This window comes from Streptomyces sp. NPDC057486 (genome assembly GCF_042802415.1).
Taxonomy (GTDB): domain Bacteria; phylum Actinomycetota; class Actinomycetes; order Streptomycetales; family Streptomycetaceae; genus Streptomyces; species Streptomyces yanii.
Map to the genome: position 1 here is coordinate 16,823 of NZ_JBHVEE010000125.1, position 12,410 is coordinate 29,232.

Consider the following 12,410-nt stretch of genomic DNA (forward strand, 5'->3'; position numbering starts at 1 on the left):
CGGTGAACGTTGAGGGTGCGTCCGGTCTTGGAGGTGGTGCAGCGTTCCCGCAGGGGGCAACCGGCGCACAGGCACTTGAACTGGGCGGTGCCGGCGACCGGATCGATGTGGAAGTCGTCGATGGCGAAGCCACCGGGGACGGCCTGCCGCAAGGGCGGCGGCTTGATCACCAGGGTGTGGCCCTCGGCGTGCGGCCGAGTGCGCAGGTCGCCGGTGCCGTAGAGCGGAGTCGCCGAGCACGGTCTGCTCGCCGTCTTGGTCGGCGTGCAGTGCGGCGACGACGGCGGCTGCGCTTCGCGATCCGCCAGCGCCCGTCGGAGTCCTCGGCGGGTTCCAGTCCTGGCCCGCGAACAGAGCCAGCAGAACGAACAGCGTTCGCCGCCTTCGCAGCTGGAGCAGCCGTACCGTCCGCGAGCAACGTCGCGAGGCAGAAGGCTGGCACAGGCCAGAGCGAGGCGGAAGGAGCCGAGGGGCGGGCCTGGATGTGCGAGGAGGAGCACGTCCAGGCGCAACGGCAGCCGGTGTCAGCGGGTACTCGTCGCTTCCTCTTCCGGCCACTGCCTTCTGTCCTATTCCGTCTGCCTCGCGCCGATGCCTGGCAGAATTACCGGCTCCAGTCGGACCCGCTGCTGATCGCCGAGATACCGCTCAAGCTCCGGCGGCCGGTATTCCGTGTCCCTGTCGTAGCGCTCCTTGGCCGACACTGCCAGGAACTCGTTGAGCCGACATTTGTTGCCCGCCGCCCCTCCGAGGGACCGATGCAGCGGCGTCGCCAGTCGGTAGAGTCCCGTGCGCGAGGGGTGCAATTGACCCAAGGGGTCCGGCTGCACGCGGAAGTCGATACTCTCGTCCGACTTCATCTCACTGGGCCCGGCCGCGCTGAGCGCCTCGGCGTTGAACTCCAGTCCGTATCGGCGGGCTTGGTCGACCATCCACAGCAGGGTGATGTCAGACAGCCCCGTCTCCTTGTAGCCGCCACCGATATCGCAGTGCGACCCGGCGAACCACACCTGCTTCAGTTCCTGGCCCTGCTCGGCGGCGCGGGGCTGCTGGTGCCATAGCGTCGGCCGGAACGCCGATCTCTGCTCGTCGATGGCCAGTGCGTGGAAGGCTGCCTTGACCCAGCTGCTCAGCTCGGTGTCGTGGAACGCCCAGCGCTGGTTGAACTGGTTCACGACGGGCTTGAGCCACTTGGAGTCCGGAACCGGGATTCCCAAGGCACCGACGGTGTCCCACACTCCGATGAAGTGGATTTCCGTCTCGTGCGCATACGAGCCGCGGAACAACGTGGAGGCCGCGCCGGTCGGCTTCTCGATTCGGTCGCGGTAGAGGGCCCAAGCCTCCTTGATCCGGTTGGCGTGTTCCCGCCGTACGACGCCGCAGTTGCGCACCAGACCCGCCAGGCTGCGGACGGTGAACGCACCCCGGCTGAAGCCGAAGAGGAACAACTCGTCGTCTGGCTCGTACGTCTCCACGAGGAAGCGGTAGGCGTCGATGACGTTCCAGGACAGGCCCACGCCGAACGCGCCGCCGGGCAGGCGCTCCCACCGGTGGGTGCCGACGCCACTGTGGTAGTAGACCCGCTGGTCCTTCCCTGCAGCGGGCCCAGGGCGTACGGACAGGGCGACCTTGGTGACGTTGGTGCTGCTCAGCTGGTCGGCGAAGTCCCACGTTCCGTCGCAGCAGACGACCAGACGCTTGGACATGATCATCTCTCCTCGCGATTGAAGTGCCCCTCCCGTCCCTCGTCCTCTGCCCGAGAGTCTGGGATGCCCTGCCCAATCCCACCGAGCAGGGGTGGGCGGCGGGCTTACCGGCCGCGGGGGGCCTGCGGCCTCGGCGGGTGCAGGCGCTCGGACAACAGGTCGAGGTGGTTCCTGGCCTGCTCGGCAGCTGGACTGTGGGGGAAATGGTCAAGGACCTGCTGCCAGTGGTCGCGGGCCCTGTCGACGTCTCGGCGCCGGTGCCGGAGACGGCGAGACCGCGCTTCCAATGCGCAAGCGAGATGCACCCTTTCTTGAGCGTCACCCGCGGAATGCTCCACGGCCCTCTCCAACAGACCGATGGCCTCGCCGAGCTGACCCTCCCGGTAGGCGACCCACCCGCGGGCGTCTTCGCATATCGCAAGCCGACCAGGGTCCCGGAGCGACGCGCTCTTCAGAGCATTCTCCGCCATCCGGTGCGCCTTTCCGAGCTTGATGCCCTGCTCGGCATAGAACATTGCGACGCGCGCTGTCAGAGTGACCAGCCTGGCACGCAGCACATGCTCCTCGTCTGCGCCGCGAGACATTTCCAGTCGGGCCGAGCAGGCCTCCTGAGCCTCGATCAGCTCACGTTCCACCTCCCACGGTTGCTCTTTACCGGTCATCAGGTGCGCGATTCGCTCGTGCTGCTGCGCGGCGTGCGGCTGCTGGGCCCTGCCACCGATGGTGCGCAGAGCAACGATGGCCTCGTCTGGACGGCCCAGCAGATCCAGCACGGTGGCCAGTTCCTCATGCATCCACGCCTCCAGGTCCTCGTCCAGCGAGGCTTCACGTGTGGCGTTGACCAACTCCTCCCGTGCCCGGTTGAGGAGCTCTTCGCTGTCGCCGTCCGGCGACGTCTCAGCCTGCTTGCGGTAGGTACGCGCCAGCTCGAGCCGGGCAAAGTCCCGTTGCTCTCCGGCCGGCAGGAGCTCAATCAGCCGTTGCAGCGTCTGCCGCGCCAGGTCGTACTGCGCCCGCTGCTCCCGGTACAGCCGGGCCAGCGTGAAACGCGGATAGGCGTAGAGCGGGGCCAGTTTCAGGGCGTCGCGGCAGTCACGTACGGCATCGCCAACGCGGCCCTGACTCGCGTACACCGCCGCCCGCCCTGCCGTCGCACGCGCACGCGTGGGCAAGTCCTGCTGTTCGGCGGACAGCTCCGTCAACCGCTCCCGGCCCCGACGTCCCGTGCGGTACCGGGGGCGGACGGTCTTGGGTGACCTACTGATGGCCGCGGTGTAGTTTCTGACGGCCTGTTCGTAGTTGTCCGAGGATTCGTCCCCGAGCCCTGCGGCGGACTGGGAGTCCGCAAGGGCGGCGTGTGCATCGGCGAGTTCCACGAACCACAGCGGGGGCATCTCCACCCCCGAGGGCGGCTCTTGTCTGACGGCCTCCGTAAGGCGGCTGACTGCTGTTTTCCAGTGCACGCGCTCTTCACCGGAGGGACGGATCATCGACGCCAGCGATGCGTGCAGCAGCCCGACCTCCCGGGCGATGAAGGAGACTTCGGGCCGATTCCCGCCATGTTCGCCGCGTAGCTCGTCAATGCTCTTCAGCGCCTCACGCAGACTTGGCTCGTTGAAAGTTTGCCGTGCCTCGAGGGCATCGTTCCACGCTTGCGCCCAACGCAGACTGAAGTGATCTTCCCAGCCGAGGGCGCCAAGGGCGGTGCCATCACGTGGTGGCCACTGCTCGTCGACAGTCCGACGCACGTCCTCCGCGCCGGGCTCCAGGGCCAGCGCCTTGCCCGCGAGCGACCGGGCGGCACGCTCATCGGGTGAGACCAACGCGAGCAGCAGCCAGGCCACGGCGTCGTCGGGATGCTGGTGGGCCGCCAGGATGAACAGATCGGTGGCCAGTTCCCTCGCCTCACCAGTCCCTGTCATGGCGGTGAGACCACCGACGTCCTTGACCGTGACGTGATGATTCTGGGGGTCCCGCTGCAAGGCCTCCAGATACGCCAGCCGCGCACGGTCCTTATGGCCGTACTTCAAGAGAATGCGGCCCCGGAGCACGTGTAGCTCGGGCAGCTCAGGGGCCCAGCGGATCGCCATACGGATGCGCCACTTGGCCATGATGACGCGACGCCACCGAACCAGGCCGCCCGCACTGCCCGCGAGCTGGAACCAACACTCGGACTCCAGACCGAGGACTTGGGCAATCCGCCCGGTCAGCGGCCGTACCGCAGTCGTGTCCCCGTCGACCACCAGCCTTCGGGCCCGCTCGTCGATCAGATCCTGTTCCGTACGGCGGAAGCGACGAAGCGCCTTGCGCACCATGCGGTCCGACCGCCCGCGCTTCGTCTGCGGCCGCTGGTGACCACCCTGCTTCAGCAGTGCGGCCCCGAGCCAGTACCTGGCGAGAGTGCCTTCCATGGGATGTGTGCCGGAAGTTTGCTTGCGCGCGCTGTCAGCTGACTGGATCGCCTGCTCCAGGAGCTCGGCCCGCTTGTCAGCATTGACATCCGGATGGTCAGCCTCCTCAAGGAACGCCCTGACCAACTGGACACGGGCGGGAGCCAACGTCGGGTCGAGGGCGATCGCCTTGTGCCACATGAGCACCGGTCCGCACCCCACCGCCTCCGACACTCCGAGATCGATATCCGTACGGACGCGCCGCTGCTCGCGGTAGACCAGACCGAGGTTGTGGTAGGCAGCGGCGTAACCTGGACTGTGGGCAAGGGCCGCGCGGAAGTGGTCCTCCGCCTCGTCGAGGTACTGCAGTACGCCTTCCTGCTGGAAGCGCTGATAGCAATCCAGGCCGTCCACCAGCCGTTGGAAGCTGTCGACGTCGGCACCTGACTCCGTTGCCCCGGGCCGCTCAAGTTCGATGCGGTGCGCCAGCTCCCTGGCGAGGCGCTCATCGGCCCTGCGGGCATCGCCGTCGATCCTTACCTGTGCCGACCAAGTTGGGCCGCCGCGCAGCCCGGACTGAGATGCAACGACCCGCAGCACCCCGTCCGCCTCCATCAGCGATCCCTGGAGCGTCGTTCCGAAGAGCCGCTCCAGCCAGGTGAGCAAGGTGCCGACCTGAAGTTTTAGCGGGCCCAGAGTGACCGTTCCGACTTCCGTCGGCTTGATATCTCCCGGCAGTCCGGTGGCCGCCACGCCGGTCTTGAACGGCACCCGGGCGGACGACCGTCGAACCATGTCGCCCCGCCTCCCGGCCGGGTTGAGCACGTCAGCAGGCGTCATGAACGGTTCCTGGCGGACCAGGTCCAGGATCCGTCGGATCTCGCTGTGCAGGAGTTCGGCGAAGCCCATGGCGACAGCGGCCGCGCGCCCTGTGTCGTCTCCGCTGGCCAGGTTCTTGAAAGGCAGGATCCGAACCGGCCGGGAGTGGCACAAGGCAGCTGCCAGCAGGACCACCGCGAGCGCGATACTGGCCCAGCCGGCAGGAGACACCTTCCGGAAAGGATCACCCCCTGCCGCCGTCAGCGCGACGAGCAGCATCACGAGCGCGGCAGTCGTCACGAGCAGGAATTTGTTGACACTGCGCAACGCCCGCCACCAAAGCAGAACGATCCGCCGAGGTCGACGCGCACGCACGAGTGGCCCCGAAACCGCGATGCGGAAAGACTCCCTGCCAAGATGCCTGAGTGAGGGCATGACCGCGCGCCCCTCTCCTGGCGCTCAATCTCCGCCAACGCCCCTCCTCGTTCCAGCGTGCGCGCGGAGCATCCGGAGCGCAATTCCGGCTGGGGGTATGGCGCGGCAGAAGCCTTCCCCCTGGATGGTTTTCAATCCTGGATGGCGTCCCGTGGAATGGTGTAGCAGGGATCTTGGCGTAAGGACCTTCCCCCCTGATCCAGTCCACCAACCCGCTGGAGCGGATCAACCGCGCGATCATACGTCGGACCGACATCGTCCAGGTCTTCCCGAACGACGACGCGCTCCTGCGGCTGGTCACCCCCGTGCTCTTTCTCCGGCCGGTACTTGCAGGCCGCCTCCCAGAACTTGGCCAGAGGACCCGGAGTTGTCACACCGGAACGGCCTGGCGCGCGAGACAGGCGGGCGTTGTCGAGGGCGGCGTCCATGCGTGCCACCTGGCCCTCCGTGAACATGAACATGGCCGCGTCGTCCGTGTAGTCCATGTAGTTCATGTACATGTCGCCGTCCGGTGCGTTGTCACACGTCACATGGGGGAAGCTGGGAGCTCCGAGATTGGGTCCGGCCTGGTTGCGTGTGTCTGCCACGAAGTCGCTGCCGCTGCACCCCTCGTCGTCGTCGCCCCAGATGTGCCGCAGGTTGAGCCAGTGCCCGATCTCGTGCGTGGTCGAGCGGCCTCCGTCGAACGGCGCGGTGGCGGTGCCGTTGGTGCCGAAGCCGGTATGGGTGATGACCACACCGTCTGTGGACGCGGCGCCGGCCGGGAACTGGGCGTAGCCGAGCAGTCCGCGGCGCAACTGGCAGACCCAGATGTTGAGTAGGTGTCCGCAGGCCAGACGTCCATGCCCCCGCTCAGCGTGAACTTGACCATGTCATCCGTATCGAAGTCCGCGTTCGAGGTCTGGGAGCGGGTGATGCCGTCCGTGAGGCGCCCGAGTGCATCGGTCCTGGCGAGATGGAACTCAATGCGCGCATCTGCAACGATCCCCTGCCATACCCCGGGCACCTTGCTGACGTCCGGGTTCTGACGGCGGAAGTCCTGGTTGAGGACGTCGATCTGGCTATTGATCTGTCCTTCGCTGATGTTCTGCTCGGGTGTGTTGTGCACGACGTGCTCGACGACGGGAATGTCGATCACGCCCTGCCTGGCCGTTATCCGCTCCCTTCGTTCGTAGGCGAACGCGGTGTTCTCGATCAGCGCGCGGTTCCCGGCGTACTCGAGATTCCTGTCGAGGAGCCTGCGGTGAACCTCCATCGCTCCATGCCAACGGCTGTAGTCGACTGCGCGGTTGCGGCCGTTCTCGGTGAGGCGGCCGTAAAGCGATCCCGCAGGCCCGTAGAGGGGCATCTGCTCGTCGAGCGCCATGGAGACATACTCCAGGCGCAGCGCGTCGGCGGCGACGTGAGGATGGGCGTGCAGCCGCTCTTCGTGGCGGTCGCGGGAGGCGCTGACGCCGGAGAACGGGCGCATGCGAGAGGTCGCGGCGTGGCCGTCGCTGTCGGGGATGGCGTAGCCGGGACCGTCTGTGCAGTCGAGGACGGCTGGAGTGTCCGCCGGGCTGCCGAAGGTTTCCGGGTCTCGCCCACCACCGCCCAACAATGATCCGACCGCTACCGCACGCAGGGCGAGGCCGGGATGAGCGATCTGCCCTCCCGCCCGTGGTCACTCCGAGCCCCTCCCCCCTTCCATGTAGCAGTGCGCACGCAGAGCCGTGACGAGTTGCTTTCCGAAGTCGTCGTCCAACGGCGAGCCGCTCAGGAAGAGCCGGTAGTAGATGGGGCCCAGAAGGAGGTCGGTCACCATCTCGGGGTTGAGGTCCGGTCGCATCTCTCCGCTGGCTATCCCTCGTTCGACGAGGCGCCGCACGTCCGCCAGCCGGCGATTGACCACACGTTCCCGGTAGGCGCGTGCGAGTTCGGGGTCGGCCGCGACCTCCGAGACCAGGCCCTGCATGACACGGCCCATCAGAGTGGAGCGAAGGAGCTCCAGGGTCCGGTCGACCACCGCTGCCAGTTCGGCGTGCGTGTCCCCGACATCCGGCTGCGTACCGACGTCGTCGACCATGTCTAGCAGGACGGCCAGAGCGAGGTCGGTCTTCGAGCGGTAGCGGCGGTAGATCGTCGTCTTCGCCACTCCCGCTCGTTCGGCCACGCCTTCGACCGTCAGGCCACGAACTCCGCGCTCTGCCAGCAACTCCCGCGTGGCGTCCAGGACCAACTTCTCGGTCCGGGCCCGCCGCCCCTGCGTCGCATGCCCTTTGACCTGGGATTTTCCGCCATTTTCTGTCCCGTTGGGCTGCACCGCCTGGACCTTCCTTTCAGTACGTCGCACTCGCGCGCTACCATCGAATAGATACGAAACGTAGCGTAGCGTTTCAGGATGGGGTAAGGCCAGCCCCAACCCAACATGCAGCAAGGAGAGCTTTCACATGACTACTGATCGTTACCAGCACGGACTCGACAAGATGATGGAGTACACCCCGAAGGGCAACTCCGGCGCCGCCTCCCACCTGAAGCTCGCGGACGATCTGAAGGACATTGCACCCGATGTCCCCCGGTACATGGTCGAGTTCGCCTTCGGTGACATCTACGCCCGCCCCGGCCTGTCGAAGAAGGAACAGGCCTTGGTGACCATCTCCTCCCTGGTCACCCTCGGCACCGAACCTCAGATCGAACTCCACATCAACACCGGCCTCACAGTGGGCCTGACAAAGGAGCAGATCACAGCGGCGATCATCCACCTGCTCCCCTACACCGGATTCCCGCGCGTCCTGAACGCCCTCTCCATCGTCAAGAAGGTCTTCGCCGAGCGGGACGCCGACCATGCCCAGGAGCCCCAGGCCGGGTGATTGCGCGACACACCCCGACGATGCCCGGTCCATACCGCCTTTCCGGCCAAGTGGCACCCGTCGAGGGACGTGCCTAGCGTCTGAAAGTAGAGACGGTGGCCCGCCGTGAACAGCGCCGGCGGGCCTTGCCCCCCGACAATCCGGGAGAACAGCGTGCATCTGATATTCGGCCTCGGCCCCATCGGCGGAAACATCGGCGAACGACTCGCCGAGCTGAACCGGAAGGTTTTCGGCTTCGACCTCGCCCAAGCCCGCGTCCACAAGTGGGCGGCGGCTACGAATGCGCCGGCCAGCTCCGACCTCTCGAGGGTCGACTGGTCAGCCGTGGACAGCGTCATCGTCGCGGTTCGCACGGCAGACCAGGTCAGCTCGGTGTTCCAGTCACTTCAAGAATGCTGCACCGAAAGGCCATTGACCGTCTTCGTGGTCAGCACCCTCGCCGCGGAAGACGCCCGCAAGATCCTTCCGTCCGCGCCCGAATCCTGGCGAGTGTTCGAAGCACCGGTGTCGGGTGGTCCTCACGGCGCCCGCCACGGCACGCTGACCACCTTCCTCAGCGGCCCCGCCCCCACCGACGCAGAGGAAAGACTGCTGGCCGACATCTCCGGCCGCGTCTTCCGCATGCGCAACTACGGCGACGCAGCCACGGTGAAACTCCTCAACAACACCCTGGGCACATACAACCTGCTCTCCACCGCACACATGCTCAATCTGGCGCAACAGATCGGGGTATCTGCCAAGGAGTTCCTTGAAGTGATTCGCGTGTCATCCGGACAGAGCTGGATGAGCGACAACTTCAGCGAGGTGCAGTACGACCTGCTCCTCAAGGATGTGGGACTGCTCCGCGGCGAGGTCGGCTCGCTCCCGGCCACGGATCTCAGCGGAGATGTCGAACAGGAGATCCTTCAAGCACGTGGACTGCTGGATTCCGAGGCCTGAGATGCAATCCTCCCGCATGGCAGCCAGAGACTTCACACGGTTCGGAAAGTCTGGGTATGCCGCTCGCCTCCTGTGATATCTCCAGGGTATGGCGGTGCCGGATCGTCCTGCACGTCCGCCGGTTCTTTCACCTAGCCCCCGTGCCCGGCGCGTGGCTGCAAGGAACCCTGACCACCGCCCCCATGGCCGCGTCCCTCCTCCTCATCACGGTGTTCGCGGGCACACACTCCGGCGCCATGGCGCTGTTCGGCTCACTCATCTCGCTGTGGAACACCAACCAATCGCTGCGCTCTCGGCTGCGCAGGTTTGCGACGGTGGCCCCGATATTTCCCGCCTCCATGGCTCTGGGTGTATGGGTCGGCCCCATTCCGTGGCTTGCCATCAGCACTGAGGCACTCATCATCTTCCTGATGGCCGTCTGCTACCACATCTTCTGCGTGGGACCGGGGCCGGGACCCATTCACCTGTTCTATGCCTGTGCTGTGGGGACGTATCTCGGCGGCAGCACCGACACCGGTTGGCCGATCGTGGCGGTGACGGCAGTGTCCACTGTGCTCACCGCCGCCCTCAGCCTCAGCGACCTGCTGGTCCGCGGTCACCACGCGGAACACAAGGCCGTCACCGCCGCCCGAGCGGCCGTCCATGCCTTCCTTCACGCGGCGGCCGAGAAGGGCGAGTCTCCCTGGCACCACGAACAGCTGATCCGCCAACTGCGGCACACTGCCACCGCCGCCGTCGACCACGCCGCGTCTGTGCTCAGTTCCGCGCGCCCACAGCGTGCCCGTCTCAGCCGCATCCGTCAGCAACTCGGCCAAGAGCTGCACACACTGGATGGTCTGCTGGGTACCGGCGCGCTCGCGCAGGACTACCCCGGTGCCGCGGCACATGTGGGAAACGCCCCGTACCCCGGCCCGCTCGGTCAGCCTTCCGCGCGCTATCTGCTGCGCCGCACTTTCGGTCGGGATCCCGTGCGGCTGCCCGTACTGGTCGGACTTCGCTGCGCGAGCGCGGGCCTGGCGGCCGGATCGCTTGCCTTCGCCCTGAACGTCGGACACGCGTACTGGGCGGTGCTGTCGGCGACGATCGTGCTCCACGGCGACCTGGACCGAAGCTCCACCGTCCTGCGAGCAGCCCACCGACTGACCGGCACACTGATGGGCGTGCTGGTGGTCAGCGCCATAGAACCGCTTCAGCCGCCGGCGGCCGTCCAAATCGCCGTCATCATCGCTTCCGTCTGGGGGATGAACCTGTTCCTCCCCCGCAATTACGCGCTCGCCGCAACGTTCATCACGATGATGACCCTTCAGGCCAACGTCGCCATCACCTCGGTGGACGCCACGCCTCACCTGGTGGAGCAACGCGTCCTCGCCACCCTGATCGGAGTGGCTGCAGCTCTGGTCGTGCTGGTGTGCACGGGCCGCCGCATGCCGCACCGGACAGCGAAGCAGCAGCTCACCCGCACGCTGCGAGCAACGACCGTGGTACTGGATCACGCCGCCGCCGGCCGATCCTTCACCGAAGACGGCTGGAAGGCCTGCCGCGATCTGCGCTTCGAGCTGCTCGCCTGTGCCAGCCTGCTGCCCCGACTCAGCGCCGATGACCGAAAACTGACACACTGCCAAGACGCGGGTCAGGCAGTCCAGCGTCAGGCGCACGCCGCGCTCGCGGCCGGCTGGCACGCAGAGCCCGATCAGCTGGACACCACCGCACACCGTGAGGAGATCCGCTCCCTCCTGGACCGCCTCCCAAGGCAGCGCACCCGCCTTCCTGTTCCGTCCGGCCCGGATGACGTCGGCGCGCACACCTCTGCACATCGTTCACCGTTGTACCACGCGACCCACTGGAAGACTGCCCGTTCGACCTCCTCGAAGTCCCGCCGCGGGCTCTGATACTCGATCAGTTCGGCCTTGAAGGTGCTGTTCAGGGCCTCGACCATCGCGTTGTCATGGCTGTCCGCGACGGATCCGACCGATGCGGAGGCGCCGGCCTCGGCAAGACGCTCCGTATATCGAATCGGGCAGGGTCGGATCCCGTCAGGTGGGCGTTGCTTTGAGTGCGACCAGGCAGGCAACTGCGGAAGTGATCGCAAGCGCGAGGAACAAGTGGGGGTATCCGCCGAGCGGCCCGGCCACGGCGGCGCCCAAAAACGGGGCGAGTGCGGAGGCAGTGGTCACAGGTGCAGCAAGAAGTCCCGACAGGCGGCCGTAGTGGGTGGTTCCCCAGCGGTCGGTGATAGCGGTGGCTTGCAGCAGGGTGAGGTTGCCACGGACCATCCCGGCCGCGACGGACAGGGCGGTCAGTAGCGGGTACGGGCCAGGGACGAGGGCAAGTGCGGCGGTGGTGACGCCGCCGAGGGCGATGAGTGCGGTGGTGCGCGCGGTCGCTCCGGTGCGGCGGGCAAGGGTCGCGTAGAGGGTGCGGCCGAGGGTCTGTCCGGCGCCGCCCAGTCCGAGGGCCCAGGCGGCTTGGCTGGTGGTGCAGCCGCGTTCGATCATGAGCGGGACCAGGGCGACGACGACGGCGTAGACGGTGAATGCCGAGAGGGTCAGGGCGATGGCCAGCATCCAGAACGGTCGGCTACGGGAGACCGTGGCAGCGGAGCCGCTGGGGGCAGTGGTCGACGGTGCCTTCGGCCATGGAGCTTTGAGCGCCAGGGCATGCGCGGGAATCGTCACGGCGGCAAGGACCAGGGCGAGAACGACGTAGGTCGTACGCCACGACAGGTGATCGGCGAGTGCGGCGGTCAGCGGCGCGAAAACTGTGGAGGCGAGCCCGCCGGCCAGGGTGACGATGGTAAGGGCCTGGACGTGGTCGGGTGCCCACCAGCGGGTCAGGGCGGCGAAGGCGGGCTGGTAAAAGGTGGCCGCCATTGCGAACCCGGCCAGGAGCCAACCGGAGAAGAACACCGGCAGGTTGGGAGCGGCGGCCACGATGAGAAGGCTCGCCACGGCGAGGGTGGATCCTGCGGTCATGACGGTGCGCGGGCCCCGGCGGTCGATGATCCGGCCGACCCGGATCCCGGCAAATGCGGAGATGAGCAGGGCGGCGGAGAACGCGGCCGTCGTGGCCCCGGTGGACCAGCCGGTGTCGGCGGTGATGGCTGGGTTGAGCACGGGAAAGGCGTAGTAGACGATGCCCCAGCTGGTGATCTGTGTGATGCACAGGGCCGGGAGTACGGCGCGGGGGCGCGGGCGGGCCCCAGCCCGGGGCGCGGCCCCGCGGGGGGCGAGCTAGGTCACGGGCAGCAGCCCCCTGGCGCGACCGGGGGTAAA

The 12,410-nt window shown here is 67.1% G+C and carries 8 protein-coding genes and 3 pseudogenes; 5 read left to right on the forward strand and 6 right to left on the reverse strand.

The annotated features are described in order from the left end of the window. Positions 1 to 569: 569 nt before the first annotated feature. Together ACFU6I_RS37800 and ACFU6I_RS37805 are read right to left on the reverse strand one after the other, a co-directional pair. Positions 570 to 1,706: a DUF2235 domain-containing protein gene (locus tag ACFU6I_RS37800; protein ID WP_384375683.1), complete on the reverse strand. Its 1,137-nt coding sequence runs from the start codon at positions 1,704 to 1,706 to the stop codon at positions 570 to 572. Positions 1,707 to 1,810: 104 nt separating this feature from the next. Beyond that, positions 1,811 to 5,242, reverse strand: a complete 3,432-nt coding sequence (locus ACFU6I_RS37805) for a tetratricopeptide repeat protein (protein WP_384375686.1) — start codon at positions 5,240 to 5,242, stop codon at positions 1,811 to 1,813. A gap of 305 nt (positions 5,243 to 5,547) precedes the next feature. Between ACFU6I_RS37805 and ACFU6I_RS37810 the strand changes: the two are divergent. Continuing rightward, positions 5,548 to 5,661: pseudogene (locus tag ACFU6I_RS37810) on the forward strand (transposase); the annotation flags it as partial. A 159-nt stretch (positions 5,662 to 5,820) separates the two neighbouring features. On the opposite strand, the pseudogene ACFU6I_RS37815 reads toward ACFU6I_RS37810, so the two are convergent. Further along, a pseudogene (locus tag ACFU6I_RS37815) lies at positions 5,821 to 6,087 on the reverse strand (M43 family zinc metalloprotease); the annotation flags it as partial. A gap of 218 nt (positions 6,088 to 6,305) precedes the next feature. On the opposite strand from ACFU6I_RS37815, the gene ACFU6I_RS37820 reads away from it, so the two are divergent. Next, entirely contained in the window at positions 6,306 to 6,953 is a 648-nt protein-coding gene (locus ACFU6I_RS37820; protein WP_384375689.1) for a hypothetical protein, read from the forward strand. Between the two features lie 60 nt (positions 6,954 to 7,013). On the opposite strand, the gene ACFU6I_RS37825 is transcribed toward ACFU6I_RS37820, so the two are convergent. Next, positions 7,014 to 7,652, reverse strand: a complete 639-nt coding sequence (locus tag ACFU6I_RS37825; protein WP_384375692.1) for a TetR/AcrR family transcriptional regulator — start codon at positions 7,650 to 7,652, stop codon at positions 7,014 to 7,016. Positions 7,653 to 7,779: 127 nt separating this feature from the next. Here ACFU6I_RS37825 and ACFU6I_RS37830 point away from each other — a divergent pair, with 127 nt between their 5' ends. The 3 genes from ACFU6I_RS37830 to ACFU6I_RS37840 all read left to right on the forward strand — a co-directional run bounded on the left by ACFU6I_RS37830 (position 7,780) and on the right by ACFU6I_RS37840 (position 11,027). After that, positions 7,780 to 8,199, forward strand: a complete 420-nt coding sequence (locus ACFU6I_RS37830) for a carboxymuconolactone decarboxylase family protein (protein ID WP_384375695.1) — start codon at positions 7,780 to 7,782, stop codon at positions 8,197 to 8,199. A gap of 105 nt (positions 8,200 to 8,304) precedes the next feature. After that, positions 8,305 to 9,138, forward strand: coding sequence for an NAD(P)-binding domain-containing protein (locus tag ACFU6I_RS37835; RefSeq protein ID WP_384375699.1), 834 nt, complete (start codon positions 8,305 to 8,307; stop codon positions 9,136 to 9,138). Between the two features lie 410 nt (positions 9,139 to 9,548). Beyond that, a complete protein-coding gene (locus tag ACFU6I_RS37840; protein WP_384375702.1) occupies positions 9,549 to 11,027 on the forward strand; it encodes an FUSC family protein in 1,479 nt (492 codons plus the stop codon). Here ACFU6I_RS37840 and ACFU6I_RS37845 read toward each other — a convergent pair. Both ACFU6I_RS37845 and ACFU6I_RS37850 read right to left on the reverse strand, forming a co-directional pair. Then, positions 11,012 to 11,074: pseudogene (locus ACFU6I_RS37845) on the reverse strand (hypothetical protein); the annotation flags it as partial. The gene ACFU6I_RS37840 and the pseudogene ACFU6I_RS37845 sit on opposite strands and share 16 nt — an antisense overlap. A 97-nt stretch (positions 11,075 to 11,171) precedes the next feature. Further along, the gene (locus ACFU6I_RS37850; RefSeq protein ID WP_384375705.1) at positions 11,172 to 12,302 is read right to left on the reverse strand and encodes an MFS transporter; all 1,131 of its coding nucleotides are present in this window, start codon (positions 12,300 to 12,302) and stop codon (positions 11,172 to 11,174) included. Positions 12,303 to 12,410: the final 108 nt, after the last annotated feature.